Genomic DNA, 16,674 nt, shown 5'->3' on the forward strand with positions numbered 1-16,674 from the left:
TGCAGCTGTCTTAACCATCCGCACCTAGTGCACGGGAAGTGACAGCCCCCGCTCCATGACCGCGCTCATTCAACGGGACAGCAGCCAGCAGCTTGTGGTCGAGGAGGCGGACTTCCGCAAGGAGACCATCTATTTCATCGTTGTGGACCGCTTTTTCAGCGGATCGGTCGACAACGACGAGGTCGGCCGGGCCGGTCTGTTCGATCCCTCCCATCAGCACTGGGGCAACTACTGGGGGGGAGATCTGGAGGGCCTGATCGCCAAGGCGGATTACCTCTGCTCCCTCGGTGTCACCGCCCTCTGGCTGTCTCCCCTGTTCGAGCAGGTGGACGACAAGCTTCACGAGTTCGCCCCGATGCATGGCTACTGGACCCGTGACTTCAAACGACTCAATCCCCATTTCATCGATGCCGGCGATGACACCTGTGTGCACCGCTCCAGGACCCTGCGTCGGCTCGTGGACACCATGCATTCCCGAGGCATCAAGTTGATCCTGGATGTGGTGTGCAACCACAGTTCGCCCGAGATCAACGGCAGCAAGGGAGTGGTGCTCGACGACGGTCAGCCTCTGGCTGATTTCAACAATGACGTCAATGGTTTTTACCACCATTACCCGAGCATCACGGACTGGAACGACGAGTTCCAGCTGATCCACTTCGAAATGATGGGGTTGGCGACCTTCAACGAGTCGAATCCCGACTATCGCCGTTACATCAAATCAGCGATCTGCAGCTGGCTGGATGCCGGATTCGATGCCCTTCGCATCGACACCGTGAAGCACATGCCGGTGTGGTTCTGGCAGGAATTCGTCACGGACATCCAGGCGCACAAGCCCAGCACCTTCATCTTCGGCGAATACGGCTTCGGCAACCCCGAGGAGCCGCGCACGGTGGAGTACGCGAATCACACCGGGATGTCGATTCTCGACTTCGGCCTCTGCGATGCGGTCCGCGAGGCCTTCACCAATTCCCAGCGTGGGTTCTGCGCCGTGCAGGACCTGCTGGGGCAGGACCCCGTCTACGACAGGGCGAATGAGCTGGTGACCTTCTTTGACAATCACGACATGCCGCGGTTCCTCTCGATCTGTCCGGATCACGGCAGGCTCGAACTCGCCACAGTGCTGCTGCTGACGCTGCGCGGGATCCCGTGTCTCTTCTACGGCACCGAGCAGTACCTGGTGAACAGCACCAACGGTGGAGCCGATCCCTACAACCGGCCGATGATGACCTCCTGGGATGTGGACGGCGTCCTGGTGGGCCTGATCCGGATTCTCACGGCGCTGCGTCAGGAGAACCGCGCACTCGCCTATGGATCCCACCGGCAGCACTGGATCAATCCCGCGACCTACGTGTTTTCCCGCCGGTATCGGGACAACCGCGTTCTGGTGATGCTCAACCAGGGCGAACCGCTCACCCTGGGCATCCCGCAGTGCGACCTGCCCGATGGTCTGCACCGCTGTCTGCTCACGGGGGAGACCGTTCAGGTGACCAACGGCTCCATTGACGAGATCCGCCTGGAACCGATGGCCCGGCGGGTGTTCAGCGTGGTCGGGGACTCCGTTGAAGCCCCGGTGGTGCTGAAGGTGGCCGTCAACGGCTACGCCACCCATCCCGGAGAGCGCATCGTGCTCACAGGCGATTGTCCGGAACTGGGGGAGTGGGATCTGGCTGCTTCCGTGGAGCTGGAGTACATCAACGGGGATTGCTGGTTTGCAGAGGTTCCGTTCAGCCGCAGCATCGGACGCAGCATCCGCTACAAGGCCGTGGTGCTGGGGGATGGAGGTCCTCCTGTTTACGAGAACGTCCTGCATCGCCACTACACCCTGCCGCTGCAGGGCCGCCTGAAGCTCAACCTGAACTGGAGCCGTCTCTGATCAGGTTCAGCGCAGCATCAAGCCGGTCGGCTTCCCCGGCCGGTTTGTCACGACGCCAGCGCAGGATCCGCGGAAAACGAACCGCCAGCCCTGACTTGTGGCGTCTGGAGGGATGGATGCCTTCAAAGCCGATCTCGAAGACCAGTTCGCAGTTCACGGAACGGGCGGGCCCGAACCGCTGCACGGTGTTGCGGCGGATCCAGCGGTCCAGCTCAAGGATCTCCGCATCATCGAGGCCGGAGTAGGCCTTGGCGAAGCTCACCAGCTGCGGTGGATCCTCGTCATTCCAGAGCCCGAAGGTGTAGTCGGTGAACAGGTTGGCTCTCCGACCGCTGCCGGCCTGGGCGTACAGCAGCACGGCGTCGAGGGTCATCGGCTCGAGTTTGTGCTTCCACCAGTGGCCGCGGCGGCGGCCGGTGAGATAAGGGGAGTCCAGGCGTTTCAGCATCAGCCCCTCGGCCCGCTGAGCGACGGCCCGCTGACGTTCGGCATCCAGCTCGGCCCAGCTCTCCAGGGACCAGCCGACGCTGGCGGTCAGACGCCAGCGCTCGGGATGGCTGACCTGCTCGAGCACGGCCGAGAGCTGCTGGCGGCGTTGCCTCAGCGGCTGATCGCGGATGTCCGCACCGTTCAGCTCCAGCAGGTCGTAGGCGATGAAGCGCATCGGGCACTCCCGCTTCAGGGTGGTGCCCACCGTTTTGCGACCCAGCCGTCGTTGCAGTGTGTCGAACCCCAGCGGAGCGGCGGCACCCTCGTTCCAGCAGATGATCTCGCCATCCAGTGCGGTTCCATCCGGCAAGGCGTCGCCCACCGTCACCAGTTCAGGGAAGCTGTCGTTGACCAGCTCCTCGCCCCGGCTCCAGAGGTACACCCCTGTGCCGCGATGAATCAGCTGGCCGCGGATGCCATCCCATTTCCACTCCAGCAACCAGTGCTCCGCTGGTTCTCCGGACAGCCGCTCGGGATCCAGGGGGCTGGCCAGGAAGAACGGGTAGGGGGCGGCACTGCTGCGACTCTCCTCCGAGCCGGCCGGTGCGGTGAGCCGGGAGAAGGCCTGTGCCGATGGTTCGAACCCTCCCATCAGGCGCTGCACCACCAGGCTTTCATCGAGCGAGAAGGCCTCGGCCACCGCACGGCTGATCAGACCTGTGGACACGCCGACCCGGAAGCCACCGGTGAGCAGTTTGTTGACGATGAAATGCAGGGGCTCCGGCACCTGACACCAGAGCTTCAGAACGGCTTCCGCCTGTTGCTCATCCTGCTGGCGGCTGAGCTCAGGCAGCAGGGATTCCATCCACCAGTGCAGCGGACGGGTCTCGAGTGATTCGCCTCGGAACGCCTGCTCGTCCCCGAGGGTCTGCCGCACCGCCGGCCACAACAGGCTGATGGTTTCGGCCGAGTCGCCCACCTGGCCGTGGCAGTCGTCGATCAGCCACTGGGGCATCCCGCTCTGCTCCTGCAGGATCTCTCTCAGGCGCCGTCCGGTGATCATCCGGCGTCGGCGTTTTCCCAGCAGCAGGCTGAGTGCCCAGGCGGCATCCGCTGGCGGCACGGTCCGGAAATGGTTCACCAGGGCCGTCACCTTGGCTCGGGTGCCGGTGACCTGATCCAGCCGGTCGAACAGAACCTGGAACGCCTGCATGCCGATCGGGCGGTCACCGCCATCCTGACGGGGCCGCTCTGCCTCCGTTGCCGTGGTGTTTCTGCTTTCGAAGCTGCTGCCCCTGCTTGTGCTGCCGCTCGGTCTGAGTCTCGGGCTGTTGCTTCTGGCTGGGTTCACCCGGTGGCGATGGCCGCTGATCTCGGCGATCACGGTGCTCTGGGTCTTCAGCACTGGCGTGGTGTCCCAGTGGTTGTGGCGAGGCGTGGAACGGCCCTGGCAACGCCGTTCAGCGCCATCGGTCCCGACGGCTGACGCGATCGTCGTGCTCAGCGGAGGACGTCACGCCGCACCCGGCCCCTCCCGCGTTGTGGAGTGGCATGACCCCGACCGCTTTCTCGCTGGTGTGGAGCTGTTCCGGGCCGGCAGGGCTCCAAGGCTGCTGTTCACCGGGGGGCAGAACCCGTTCCGCAAGGGCCTCGCTCCCGAGGGGAGTCTTTACCTCAGCGAGGCCAGAGCTCTCGGGATTCCGGCTGATGCCATGACCTCCACAGGGCCGGTGCTGAACACGGCAGAGGAGGCCAGGGAGATCCGGGCGCTGCTGCCCTCCGGTCGCCGGCGGGTGCTGCTCGTCACGAGTGCTTTCCACATGCGCAGGGCTCAGCGCCTGTTCGAGCGCCAGGGCATCGCTGTGGTGCCGTTCCCGGTGGATTTTCAAGCCCGTGGTTCCTGGGCGGGGTCGCCATGGGCGGATCCACTGCAGTGGCTGCCAACCGCGAGCGGACTCGATGGCAGCTCGCGGGCCTTGAGGGAACTTCTCGGGAGGATCGTCTACCGCACCTGGTGATCCCGCTGGTTCCGCGATCAGACCACCTGTTCCTGCTGAGCTGCGACGTCTGGGAAATGCTCTTCCATGCACGATTCACAGATGCCGTGACTGAAGTTCAGAGTGCTGTGACGCATCATGAACTCCTCGAGCGGATGCCATGTGCCCTGGCTGTCACGAACCTGGCGGCAATAACTGCATGAACACAACATTCCCTTCTGTTGATGCAACCTGCAGAATTCATCGAGCAACGACAGAGAACGTTTGCGTAGTTCCAGAAGAGTGACGACCTGGGCTGCCAGTCGCTCCATGATTTTGTATTGCGTTGATGTCAGCGATTTCGGCATTCTGTCGATCACACACAACGTGCCGATCCGGTGATGTCTGTTTGTTTGCAGGGGGAATCCCGCGTAGAGCCTGATGTGGGGATCTTTCTTCACCAGGGGATTGTCCTTGAAGCGATCATCGAAGAGGGCGTCCTCAACGATCATCGGCTTCGGAGAGAGGATGGTGTGGGCGCAGAATGACCAGTCTCTCGGTGTTTCCTCCGTCTCCAGACCGACCTTGGATTTGAACCACTGACGGTCGTGATCAACGATGGAGATCAGAGCAATCGGAGCATGGCAAATGAGGGCCGCCATGCTGGTGATGTTGTCGAAACTTTCCTCCGGTTTGCTGCCAAGAATGCGGTATTCACTCAGCGCGCGCAGCCTCGCCACCTCGTTATCCGGTTTTGGCGCAGGACCGGTCATTCAGCGTGGCGCTTTTCAACCTTCTTGCTAAAGCAAACCCCGGCCCAATAGCTATAAAGATCCGTGAAGATTAAGAGAACCTTTGTAAGGATTCGCCGTTGCAGCCCAGCTGGGTCTCCGAGATCGACAGCTGATCGCGATGGAGCAGCCTCAGTCGCTTTCTCCCTCGAACAGGGTCTCCAGCGGTTCGGCATCGATCCCTTCCACCTCCCTCAGGTAACGGGCCAGAACATCGCTCTGACCATGGGTCACATAGACCTTCCTGGCACCTGATTCGCGCACCGTCCGGATCAGGCCAGGCCAGTCCGCGTGATCGCTGAGCACGAATCCGCGTTCGTAACCCCGCCTGCGGCGCGCGCCGCGCACCGCCATCCAGCCTGAGGCGAAGCCGGTCTGTGGCGTGCGGAACCGCCTCATCCAGCTGGATCGGTGGGCTGACGGCGGGGCGAGCACGAGACGACCGGCCAGAGCCTCGTTCCTGGGAATCTCGCTGACGGGTCGGCTCGGTGTCATCGGGACTGCCGCCTCGCGGTAGTGACGGGTCACCGTCTCCACGGCACCGTGCAGCAGCACCTCCTCCTCGACACCGATCGCCTTCAGTTCCGCCAGCAGCCGCTGGGCCTTCCCGAATGCGTAGCAGAACAGCAGGGACGGACGGCTGCGGTCCCCCTGCCACCAGTCGCGGATCTCCGTGGCCAGCTCGGATCCGGGCTTCCAGCGGTAGATCGGCATGCCGAAGGTCGCTTCGGTGATCAGCACGTCGCAGGCCACCGGTTCGAACGGTGCGCAGCTCGGATCATCGTCACGCTTGTAATCCCCGCTCACCACCCAGACCTCCCCCTCAGACTCCAGACGGATCTGAGCGGATCCGAGCACATGTCCGGCACTGTGGAAGGACACCCGGCACTGGCCGAGCCAGATCGGTTCCCCATAGCGGACGGGATGCAGGCAGATCTCCTGTCCGAGTCGCTGACGCAGCACGCCTTCGCTGACATCCACCGCCCAGTACTCACCGCATCCCGCCCGGGCATGGTCGGCATGGGCGTGGGTGATCAGAGCCCGGGGCACCGGTCGCCAGGGATCCACCCAGGCGTCTGCCGCCCGGCAGTAGAGCCCTTCCGCGGTGCGCTCGATCAAGGTGTCGCGTCTTGACTGCAGAAGTCTGGAGTTCCCTTACCTTGAGCGCGACCTCAGCACCGCGATCGATGAACAGACGCCTCTTCGTCGGGATGACGCTGCTGTCGCTGATGCTGCCCGGCGCCGCTCTCGCACAGAAGAAGATCCCCAAGGCCCAGGGCCACGACCAGTGCCCGCTCGGCTATGTCAACACCCTCGGCACCACCTGCGTCTCCCCCATCGCCTATGAGGTGCAGCCTTCGGAAGGGGATGCCTGCCCTTCCGGTTGGATGAACATCGGAGCCGGGTACTGCCGCAGGAAGTGAGCCTTCGGGCTCAGCGGCTCATCTCCAGCATTCTCTGAATCGGCTGGAGGGCTCTCAGACGCAGCTCCTCCTCCAGTTCGATCGCCGGTTCCAGGCTCTCAAGACAGTCGTGCAGCTTCTGCAGGGTGTTGAGCCGCATGTAGGGGCAGGCGTTGCAGCTGCAACCGTCGACACCGGGCACATCGAGCAGCGTCTTGCCGGGGGCTCGCTGCTTCATCTGATGCAGGATGCCGGGCTCGGTGAGCACGATGAAGGTCTCCGCTGCACTGCTCTGGGTGCGGTTCAGCAGCTTGCTGGTGGATCCGATGAAATCCGCCAGATCGAGGAGGTGCTCCTGGCACTCGGGGTGGGCGATCACCTCCGCATCGGGATGTTCGAGCTTCAGTTCCAGGAGTGCTTCCTCGCTGAAGGTCTCATGAACGATGCAGCGTCCCGGCCAGAGCGTCAGCTCACGGCCGCTCTGCCGCTGCACCCAGCGTCCGAGGTTCTGGTCCGGAGCGAAGAGCACGGGGCGATCCGCGGGCAGCTGTTGAACGAGATCCACGGCATTGCTGCTGGTGCAGATGAGGTCGCTCTGGGCCTTCACCGCCGCGGTGCAATTGATGTAGCTGACCACCACATGGTCGGGATGCTTCGCGCGGAAGTCAGCGAATGCATCGGCCGGACAGTCATCGGCCAGGGAGCAGCCTGCATCGAGATCCGGCAGCACCACCGTTTTCTCGGGACTCAGGATCTTGGCGGTCTCCGCCATGAAATGGACGCCGCAGAAGACGATCACATCGGCGTCGGTGCTGGCGGCCTTGCGGGACAGTTCCAGGGAATCCCCGATGAAGTCGGCGATGTCCTGGATCTCGGGTTCCTGGTAGTAGTGCGCCAGCACGATGGCGTTGCGATCACGCTTCAGTCGTTCGATCGCCGCCACCAGGGCGTCGTCAGCGCTCATCGGAACCGGGCCGGGGCAGGATGGCTCCAGCCTAGGCATCGATTCTGTCGGATCTTCGCGTTGCGATTGCCGGTGATCTCCATGGAGCCTGGGGCACCACGGATGAGGCGGTTCTGGCGCGACTCCAGCCTGATGCTGTGCTGTTCGTCGGAGATCTGAGCGATGGAGACCTGCGGCTGACCAAGAGGATCGCGTCGCTGCCCTACCCACTGGCGGTGATTCTCGGCAATCACGACCTGGGTCGCGATCGCAGCGGAGGGATCCTGCGACAGCAGCTGGCTCTTCTGGGGGAGAACCATTGCGGCTGGACCCAGCGCGGTTGGAGCCAGCCCGCCATCGGACTGGTGGGAGGGCGGCCCGGCAGTGCCGGCGGAGGCTTTCATCTGTCCCATGCCGTGCAGGCGGTCTATGGCCCGATCACCCTCGAGCAATCAGCGGATCGCATCGTGGCCGCTGCTGCTGCCGTTCCTGCGGATCAACCGCTGATCGTGATGGCCCACTGCGGCCCCAGCGGCCTCGGTTCCGAGGCCGACAGCCCCTGCGGTCGCGACTGGAAACCGCCGGCGGTGGACTGGGGCGATCAGGATCTCGCCCTCGCTCTGGATCGGATGGGTCGGCAGCGTCCCCCGGATCTGGTGGTCTTCGGTCACATGCATCATCAGTTGAAGCGTTCGAACGCCCTCCGCCGCACCCTGCTGCGCGATCGCCGCGGAACCGCCTTCCTCAATGCCGCCTGCGTCCCCCGCAGTGGGCGTGATGCCAGCGGTCGTGAGCTGCTGCATTTCTCCTGGGCGGAATTCCGGGGTGCGTCCCTGACCCATCTCAGTCACCGCTGGTACTCGCCGGACGCCCAGCTGATGCATGAGGAGGAGCTGCCACGGCAGGAGGCGATGGCGTGCTGATCTATGTCTGCAGCAGCAGTCATGGGTTCGGTCATGCGGCCCGTGATGCGGCTGTGCTGCAGCAGCTCCGTCGTCTGCGTCCGGATTGGCAACTGGTGCTCAGCTCACAGGTGCCCGCCGGGTTCCTGCGGCTCCTGCTGGGTTCGGCAACGATCGATGTCCGGCACTGCCGCTGGGATGTGGGAACGGTTCAGGCGGATGCCCTGGGGGTGGATGCAGCAGCAACACTCCTCGCTCTCGAGGAGCTGCAGCAGCAGCTGCCTGAACTGATCGAGCAGGAGGCGGCCTGGATTGCATCCCAGGGCAGGCCGGTGCTGGTTCTCGGAGACATCCCACCCGCCGCCGCCGATCTGGCAGATCGGCTCACAGCACCACTGGTGTGGATGAGCAACTTCGGCTGGGATGAGATTTACGGGCCGTACGGCGAAGCTTTCCAGAGCCATGCGGAGGCGGCCCATCAGGCCTACCGCCGCGGTCAGCTCCTGCTTCGCTGCCCATTCGATCTGGCCATGACCTGGGACCTGCCGGAGCAACGACTCGGGCTGGTCTGCGGTGAGCCACGCCCACTCGTGCCTGCGCTGCGTGATCGACTCCTCGCCGCCGGAGCTCCGGTTCAGGTGGGCTTCGGCGGACTCGGGCTGAAGCTCAACCCGCAACTCTTCGCCGCGTGGCCTGAGCAGCACTTCGTGATGGCTCCCCCCGCTGACAGCCGCGAGCGGGAGGCGCTCAGGGCGCTGCCCAACCTGACGCTGCTCCCGGACGGCGTGCGTCCGCTGGATGTGTTTCCGTTCTGCCGGCGCCATCTCGGCAAGCCAGGCTTCAGCACCTTCTGTGAGGCGCTCTCCTTCTCCGTTGGTCTGCATGTGGTGGAGCGCCGGGATTTCGCAGAGGCCAAGGCTCTGATGCGGGGTCTTGCGCGCCATGGTTCCTCCCGCCTGCTCAGCCGGGATCAGTTGCTCACTGGTGACTGGCAACTGGATCAGCCTCTGGTGCCCCCCACGCAGGCTGCGGCTGCCGCCCATGGTGCGGAACAGGCGGCCCGGGCTCTGATCGCCTACGCCGACCCATAACAGATATCCGTTCAAGAAAAAATATTGTGTATCAACGCCTTCAATTTGCGTCTGGATGTCACTGAGCGCCTGAAATATCGCTGATCCGTCGATAGCGAGACGATTCGTGGACTGGCATATATACCTATTGATCCAATCGAATTGTTCGACAAAGTCACGTCGAAGGAAAAATGCTTCCTTCGGCTCAACCAACCATCCGCTTCTGGTTCATCGAGCCTTTATCCCACTCGGGATCTGTACTTCGAACGCTTTTTATGGCTATCCACGAACTGATCGGTCGTCAGGCACTCGCAGCGACCGTCGTCGTCGGATCTCTTTCAGCCTCCCTTGTTTCGGCTCCTGCTGCGGCCAGTCTGCTGCCTCCATCCTCCCGGGCTCAACTGCTCAGCCCTCCAACTGCGGTGCCCACCCGTGCCATCCCGTATGTGATCACCCCCGAGCGTCGGGCGATGCTCAACACGATCCGCTACGCCGAGGGCACCTGGAAGGGCGGGATGGATGTTGGCTACCGCGTCATGTTCGGTGGTGGTCTGATGTCCAGCCTGGATCGTCACCCTGACCGGGTCATCTACAGCACCCGCTACGCCAGCGCGGCAGCGGGTGCCTACCAGTTCATGCCCTTCACCTGGAACCTGGTGCGGCGCAGCATCGGTGTGGTCGGTTTCGGCCCGGAAGCCCAGGATCAGGGAGCTCTGTTTCTGATCCAGCGCCGCAAGGCCCTGGGACTGACCGACGCCGGTACGCTCACTCCGGTGCTCACGGCGATGCTGGCTCCGGAGTGGGCATCGTTCCCGACCCTTTCCGGCCGCAGCTTCTACGGTCAGCCCGTCAAGAAGTACGCCCGTCTCCGTTCCTTCTACAACCTCAATCTCGAGGAACTGCGCCGACTGCGTGATCAGAGACGTGAGGAGCTGTCTCAGGGATCGAGCTCCTCAGATGTCTGTATCGGCTCCCGGATCTTCTGCGCCACAAGTTTCTGAGCAGGCTGAGGGGTCAGCCCTCCGCATCGTTCTGCAGGCGACGGCCCACCGTCGCCTGTGCGATCAGGTAAGCGCCCACGGCACTGCCGAGAAAGCCCATGCTGTTGCGCAGGATCGGCAGCAGATCCGAGGTCCGGGTGATCACCGGAGCGATTCCGAACACGCCGAACAGCATCACCCACAGGGGTGAGAGCAGCAGCAGCCAGGACCAGGCGATCGTCTCTTCGTCTTTCCGGGGATAGGCGGCGAAGCCGGCGACCAGGCCTCCCAGCACCGACGTGCTCAGGGTCAGCAACCACTGCTCCAGCGGCAGACCGGGAACCACCTGGCACCCCCCGCGTTCCAGACAGATTTCGACGGCGTTCAGGGCATCGAGAACGGCGCCGTCTTCACCGTTGTCTTTCACGTAGTACTGGTTGCCGAAGCGGGTCTGCAGCTCCACCCAGTAGGTGCGTGGCATCAGAGCGAAGAAGGCATCGCCCACGTTGAAATTCAGCAGGTTGCCGCCCCGGGGGTCCGCCACCAGAAGCAGGCTGCTTTCATCCAGTCCCCAGAATTCGCGGACGGCCAGGCCCGGTGTCCGCTCGTACTGGGTGAGAACCCGCAGTTTCCAGCCGGTTTCCGCTTCAAACCGTTCCAGGCTCCGTTCAAGCTCGGTCCGCTGCGGCTCGCTGAAGACCCTGGCCAGATCGATCACAGGTGTGGCGTGATCCGGCAGCAGCTCCGGGTTGTCGTAGGCCTGCGCCGGTGTGGCCGCCGTGCAGCTGACCACCAGCACCAGCAACGCGGCCCACAGCCGGCTGATGTGATGTGCTCCCATGGATCTGCTGCAGTGACGGGCATTCTCTCCAATGGATTCCTCCGTTGCGGCCTGTCCCGCCTGGCTGGCGCATCATCTGCAACAGGCCGGTGGTGTGGTGCCCTTCTCCCGCTTCATGGACTGGGCGCTGAATGACCCTGGCCATGGCTATTACGGATCTGGCCGTGCCCGGATCGGTGTGGAGGGTGACTTCGTCACGTCACCCTCCCTGGGATCCGACTTCGCCGCATTGCTCGCCGAGCAGGTGGGCCGGTGGTTGACCCGTTTGATCGCGGAGAGCCCGCCGGGCGCTCCGTTGAGCCTTGTGGAGTGCGGACCCGGCAGTGGTCAGCTTGCGCTGGATCTGGTGAGGGAGCTGCTGCTGCTGCATCCCGATCTCGCCGGTCGTCTGGATCTGCGGCTCGTCGAGCTGAATCCAGGCATGCGTGAACAGCAGCAGTCACTGCTGGAGGGGGTGATGCCCATCCCGGTGCAGTGGTGCTCTCTGGATGATCTGAAGCGTGCACCGGTGCGCGGTGTTGTTCTGGCCCATGAGCTGTTGGACGCGTTGCCGGTGGAGCGTCTGATCTGGTCCGGTGGGGAACTGAGCCGCCAGGGGGTGAAGCTGCTGGAATCTGCGGATGGCACCCCTGCGCTGACGGGCGTGTCGATGCCGTTGCCGGACGATCTGCGGGCTGAGGCACTGGGCATGGCCGAAGCCTGCGGTTTCAGCCTGCCCCCGTTGGGTGCCCCTGCCGGGTGGACGACGGAATGGCATGGCGACGCCTTTCGTTGCATCGATCAGATGGCCAGTGGCCTCAGCCATGGGCTGGTGCTGGTGATCGATTACGCCCTGGAAGCGCGTCGCTATTACACCGCCCGCCGTGATCAGGGCACGCTGATGGCCTACCGGCACCAGCAGTCCGGAGCGGATCCCCTGGCGAAGGCCGGTCAACAGGATCTCACCGCCCACCTCTGCATCGACACCCTGCAGGTTGCGGCCCGGCGTTCCGGTCTGAGTCCTGGCCAGGTGATGCGTCAGGGAGAGGCCCTGCTCGCGCTGGGTCTGGCCGATCGTCTGCATGGGCTGCAACAGCTGGCACCGGCTGATCTGCCGCAAGCGCTTCAGCGCCGTGAAGCGCTTCTGCGCCTTGTGGATCCGGTTTGTCTTGGAGAGTTCCGCTGGCTCACTTTTCTGCAAACCGATGCGGATAAGCCAATAACTGGATGGGAGATTGTGTCCGCGCCGTGTTGATCTGATCCTGCTCTTTAACCAATGGGTCTTGGGCATACTCATGTCGATTGGACATATTTTGCAGAGATTTTCTGGAGTCAGAGAATGAACTCCAAGCTTGGCGTGAACGCAAGTCGTCGTGGAGAATACTGACCGCTAGTGTCTCTGGATACGCCTGAATGTCTTCCTTCAACTCTTCTTAACAAGGCTATAAATTGGTGTTCATTCGCGCTGATTACAATGTGATGATCGATTAACGATGAATGTCTACGCTTTTCTTCTCCGAATACGCCGAAGGCAGCAGTAACAACAAATATCTGGAGATTTTCAACCCCACGCAGGCTGCGATTTCCCTGGCGGATTACGCCTTCCCCAACGCCAGCAATGGAGCTGATGTTGAAGGTGCTCATGATTACTGGAACACCTTCAGCGACGGTGCCTCCATTGCGGCCGGCGGCACCTATCTGATCACTCACCCGGATGCGGACGCTTCCATCGTGGAACTGGCGGATCAGACCCATCGCTTCCTCAGCAACGGCGATGACGGTTATGCCCTGGTTCGCGGCAGTGAAACCGACTATGTCGTGCTCGACCGCCTCGGGGATTTCGGGGCGGATCCGGGGTCTGGCTGGGATGTGGCTGGCGTGAGCAATGGCACCCAGAACCACACACTTGTCCGAAAATCAACCCATGTCCAGGGCAACAGCGACTGGACTGCAGCACGCGGTACAACCACGAACGACAGCGAATGGGTGGTACTTGCTCAGGATGCCTTTCTTGAGGGTGTTGCCGAGGCCACGCCAGGCCGACACGGCTTGAGCACGCTGTTTTTCTCCGAATACGCCGAAGGCAGCAGTAACAACAAATATCTGGAGATTTTCAACCCCACGCAGGCTGCGATTTCGCTGGCGGATTACGCCTTCCCCAACGCCAGCAATGGAGCTGATGTTGAAGGTGCTCATGATTACTGGAACACCTTCAGCGACGGTGCCTCCATTGCGGCCGGCGGCACCTATCTGATCACTCACCCGGATGCGGACGCTTCCATCGTGGAACTGGCGGATCAGACCCATCGCTTCCTCAGCAACGGCGATGACGGCTATGCCCTGGTCCGCGGCAGTGAAACCGACTATGTCGTGCTCGACCGCCTCGGGGATTTCGGGGCGGATCCGGGGTCTGGCTGGGATGTGGCTGGCGTGACCAATGGCACTCAGAACCACACCCTCGAACGCAAAGCAACTGTTTTCACGGGTAACGCCGATTGGGATGCCTCCCGTGGCACCACTGCTGATGACAGCGAATGGGTTGTGCTGATCAACGATGCCTTTCTCACGGCTGATGCTGATCCAGCCGCATCCCCGGGCAGTTTTGAGAGCACCGCCGCGACCCCGGTTGTGATTCCAGCGGCTGCGTCGGAAGACGATGCTGCACCGGAGGTCACTGAGAACACCCTGATTTCCCTGATACAGGGCTCAGCAGACACGTCACCGCACGTTGATGAGGTTCATCGGATTGAGGGTGTCGTGACCGCGATCCATCCTGAGATGGATGGTTTCTACGTTCAAGAGGAAACTTCCGATAGTGATGGCAATGCCGCCACATCCGAAGGTCTGTTTGTCTACGACCGCAATGATTTGTTCAGCGGTGCTGTGGGCGACCTTGTGCAAGTCACCGGCACCGTTGCTGAATACACAAGTTCAAGCGCGAATTTCACCTCGGATTCCTCCGAGGTGCAGAACAGCCTCACCCAGTTGACGTCCATCACGACTGTGACGGTGCTCAGCTCCGGAGCGGACCTGCCTCCCCTCACCAACCTCACACTTCCTGCTGCGGACATGGCGGCCTTTGAGGCTCTCGAGGGAATGCGCGTCAGCGTTGACGCCGTCGATCAACCCTTGGTGGTGACCAACAATTACACCGTTGGTCGATATTCCCAGGTCGGTCTTTCCGGAATTGGCCGACTGTTCCAGTACACAGAACAGAATGCACCCGATGTAGATGGCTACACGGCCTATCTTTCGGAACTCGAGCGTGGTGTGATCTGGCTCGACGACGCGAGTACGGAAAATAATCCGGCGACGTCCATTCATGCGCGTGGCGGTCAGCCCCTCTCGGCAGCCAACACACTGAGAACCGGCGACACGATCAACTCGATTTCCGGTGTTCTGGATCAACGGTACGAGGGTTACCGCGTGCAGACCACGGATCCAGCCAACTTCCAAGCCAGCAATGACCGCCCCAGTCCCATCGTTGATGACCAGGCCTCACTCACCCTGGCTGGGTTCAATGGTCTGAATTTCTGGAATGGCGATGGAGTTGGCGGCGGATTCCCCACGGAACGGGGGGCACGGGATATCGAGACGTACAACCAGCAGCTCAGCAAGCTTGTATCGGCGATTGTCGGTCTGAATGCTGATGTGTTCGCCCTCCAGGAGCTTGAAAACGACGGTTATGAAGAGCTCAGCGCCATCGACAGTCTCGTCGATGCCCTGAATGCCGCAAGCGATAGCGCTGTTTATGCCTATGTGGCTGTTCCAGACGCTTTGTTGAACGGTGGCATCGGACGCTCCGAGCTGGTTGCGGCGGATCTGATCAGTGCCGGCGGGCTGGCCCATGAGATTCCTTCTCACAACTCGGTGACCACGGAGCTGGAATTCCGTTCACTGATCAATGCCTTTGCCCACTCCCGTGGCGAAAGTGCCAACTTTGAGGCCGTCACTCCATTCGACAGCAATTTTGCCAATGGCATCAGTGCCACCGTTGGTGATCTCTCCTTCAGCTGGAATGTTTCTGGTCACGGTGCTGACGCCGGTGCTGGTACGGGGCCACATGCCACCCGTGATGGTTCCGGGCTCAGCTTCAGTGATGCCGAATTCCAGTCGATGCTCTCCCTGGGCCTTCTTGGAACCGATGCGATCGCGAACGGATTCATCTATCGCACCGATGCTGTGCGGTTGGCACCCGATACTGGAGTTGCTGTTCTCGACCTGGGCTATACGCGGGTCGGAGGTGATCCAGCAACAGATGAAGCCAATCGTCCGGTCATCGCTGTCAGTTTTGAAGAGATCTCCAGCGGTGAGGTCTTCACTGCTGTTTCTGTTCACTTCAAGTCGAAGGGATCCATTGCTCAAGGTGATGGAAATGAAGATCTGGGAGACGGTGCTGGAAACAGCAATGGACAACGAACAAGAGAAGCACAGGCGGTTGTGGATTGGCTTGAAACTGATCCAACCAACAGCAACGACTCTGATGTGATCGTCCTGGGCGATTTGAATGCCTACAGCATGGAAGACCCGCTGATGGCCTTCAGGGATGCTGGTTACACCAATCTTGTGGGAACTGATGATTATACCTATCAGTTCAGAGGTCAATTCGGATCCTTGGATCACGCCTTGGTCAGTGACTCAATGCTGTTCCCCATCACATCGGCATCGCCGTGGCACATCAACAGTGACGAACCCGTTGCCTTGACAACTGGAAATTACCAATATGCTCAAAATCCTGAAAATTATTACGCTGCTGATGCATTTGCCTCATCGGATCACGATCCGATCGTTGTGGGTCTTAATTTCGATCGTGCTAACTCATTGGACGGTTTTTACCCCGATCCCCTAAGAGGCACTGCAGGTAACGACGACACCCTCACCGACGCGCTTGATTTTGGTTCCTCTGACGTTATCTTCATGGGCTCCGGCGACGATGTCGCAGATGCTGCCATTGTTAGCGGTCGAGAGAACACAGTGTTCACTGGAAGCGGTGACGATGTGGTCTATGCAAGTCATCGTGATGTCGTGATTGGCGGATCAGGAAATGACTCGGCGTACTTAATTGAAGATGGTGATAACCGTGTTGCGGGTAATGACGGATTTGATGTGTTCCATGTCGGCACATCCGGCAACCGCGTCTTGGGTGGTGCTGATGATGATGTGATTAATGTATTGGGTGGAGCTGGTATCAACTACCTCAGAGGCGGTGATGGCTATGACGCCTTCTGGTTGGTCTCCGCTGCAGGCGATCGTCCTGCTGAGGCTCAGATGGTGATGGATTTCAACCCTGAAGAAGATGTGGTTGGTCTTGCTGGAGTGAGTTATGAGAGTTTGGCATTTGAGCAGGTTGGTCGTGATACCCGACTATCAGTAGATGGATCTCCAGTGGGTCTTTTTAAAGATATTGACTCATCGACCCTGTCTGATATCAGTCATTTTGCAGGCCTTTTGGCGTAGGTCTTTGGTTTCCTGACTGAACCGCTGCCC

General features: G+C 61.4%; 13 protein-coding genes. 8 read left to right on the forward strand and 5 right to left on the reverse strand.

The features are described 5' to 3' along the window. Positions 1 to 55 precede the first annotated feature (55 nt). Complete coding sequence (locus ACJ0G7_RS10160) at positions 56 to 1,873, forward strand: alpha-amylase family glycosyl hydrolase (protein ID WP_407396015.1); 1,818 nt, start codon at positions 56 to 58, stop codon at positions 1,871 to 1,873. Here the strand turns inward: ACJ0G7_RS10160 and ACJ0G7_RS10165 are convergent. Next, positions 1,848 to 3,515: an ATP-dependent DNA ligase gene (locus ACJ0G7_RS10165; RefSeq protein WP_407396016.1), complete on the reverse strand. Its 1,668-nt coding sequence runs from the start codon at positions 3,513 to 3,515 to the stop codon at positions 1,848 to 1,850. The genes ACJ0G7_RS10160 and ACJ0G7_RS10165 overlap by 26 nt on opposite strands. A gap of 52 nt (positions 3,516 to 3,567) precedes the next feature. On the opposite strand from ACJ0G7_RS10165, the gene ACJ0G7_RS10170 reads away from it, so the two are divergent. After that, entirely contained in the window at positions 3,568 to 4,320 is a 753-nt protein-coding gene (locus ACJ0G7_RS10170) for a YdcF family protein (RefSeq protein WP_407396017.1), read from the forward strand. 17 nt (positions 4,321 to 4,337) lie between these two features. On the opposite strand, the gene ACJ0G7_RS10175 is transcribed toward ACJ0G7_RS10170, so the two are convergent. Beyond that, entirely contained in the window at positions 4,338 to 5,051 is a 714-nt protein-coding gene (locus tag ACJ0G7_RS10175) for a GAF domain-containing protein (RefSeq protein WP_407396019.1), read from the reverse strand. A 150-nt stretch (positions 5,052 to 5,201) separates the two neighbouring features. Continuing rightward, the gene (locus ACJ0G7_RS10180) at positions 5,202 to 6,188 is read right to left on the reverse strand and encodes a ligase-associated DNA damage response exonuclease (RefSeq protein WP_043690979.1); all 987 of its coding nucleotides are present in this window, start codon (positions 6,186 to 6,188) and stop codon (positions 5,202 to 5,204) included. Positions 6,189 to 6,256: 68 nt separating this feature from the next. On the opposite strand from ACJ0G7_RS10180, the gene ACJ0G7_RS10185 reads away from it, so the two are divergent. Further along, a complete protein-coding gene (locus ACJ0G7_RS10185; RefSeq protein ID WP_043690981.1) occupies positions 6,257 to 6,493 on the forward strand; it encodes a hypothetical protein in 237 nt (78 codons plus the stop codon). Positions 6,494 to 6,503: 10 nt separating this feature from the next. On the opposite strand, the gene nadA is transcribed toward ACJ0G7_RS10185, so the two are convergent. After that, positions 6,504 to 7,436, reverse strand: a complete 933-nt coding sequence (gene nadA / locus ACJ0G7_RS10190; RefSeq protein ID WP_407396021.1) for a quinolinate synthase NadA — start codon at positions 7,434 to 7,436, stop codon at positions 6,504 to 6,506. Between the two features lie 113 nt (positions 7,437 to 7,549). Between nadA and ACJ0G7_RS10195 the strand changes: the two genes are divergently transcribed. From ACJ0G7_RS10195 to ACJ0G7_RS10205, 3 genes are all read left to right on the forward strand, one after another. Next, positions 7,550 to 8,338, forward strand: a complete 789-nt coding sequence (locus ACJ0G7_RS10195) for a TIGR04168 family protein (RefSeq protein WP_043690987.1) — start codon at positions 7,550 to 7,552, stop codon at positions 8,336 to 8,338. Further along, the gene (locus ACJ0G7_RS10200) at positions 8,332 to 9,408 is read left to right on the forward strand and encodes a hypothetical protein (protein ID WP_407396023.1); all 1,077 of its coding nucleotides are present in this window, start codon (positions 8,332 to 8,334) and stop codon (positions 9,406 to 9,408) included. The genes ACJ0G7_RS10195 and ACJ0G7_RS10200 overlap by 7 nt, the downstream gene beginning before the upstream one ends. A gap of 254 nt (positions 9,409 to 9,662) precedes the next feature. After that, positions 9,663 to 10,388, forward strand: a complete 726-nt coding sequence (locus tag ACJ0G7_RS10205) for an endolysin (RefSeq protein ID WP_407396025.1) — start codon at positions 9,663 to 9,665, stop codon at positions 10,386 to 10,388. A gap of 13 nt (positions 10,389 to 10,401) precedes the next feature. Here ACJ0G7_RS10205 and ACJ0G7_RS10210 read toward each other — a convergent pair whose 3' ends face one another. Beyond that, a complete protein-coding gene (locus ACJ0G7_RS10210) occupies positions 10,402 to 11,208 on the reverse strand; it encodes a TPM domain-containing protein (RefSeq protein WP_407396027.1) in 807 nt (268 codons plus the stop codon). A gap of 31 nt (positions 11,209 to 11,239) precedes the next feature. Between ACJ0G7_RS10210 and ACJ0G7_RS10215 the strand changes: the two genes are divergently transcribed. Both ACJ0G7_RS10215 and ACJ0G7_RS10220 read left to right on the forward strand, forming a co-directional pair. Next, a complete protein-coding gene (locus tag ACJ0G7_RS10215) occupies positions 11,240 to 12,442 on the forward strand; it encodes a class I SAM-dependent methyltransferase (RefSeq protein WP_407396029.1) in 1,203 nt (400 codons plus the stop codon). Positions 12,443 to 12,684: 242 nt separating this feature from the next. Further along, positions 12,685 to 16,644 (forward strand): lamin tail domain-containing protein, encoded by a 3,960-nt coding sequence (locus tag ACJ0G7_RS10220; protein ID WP_407396031.1) that lies wholly within the window; start codon positions 12,685 to 12,687, stop codon positions 16,642 to 16,644. Positions 16,645 to 16,674 lie beyond the last annotated feature (30 nt).

This window comes from Parasynechococcus sp. (assembly GCF_045559935.1).
In the GTDB taxonomy this organism is placed as follows: Bacteria; Cyanobacteriota; Cyanobacteriia; order PCC-6307; family Cyanobiaceae; genus Parasynechococcus.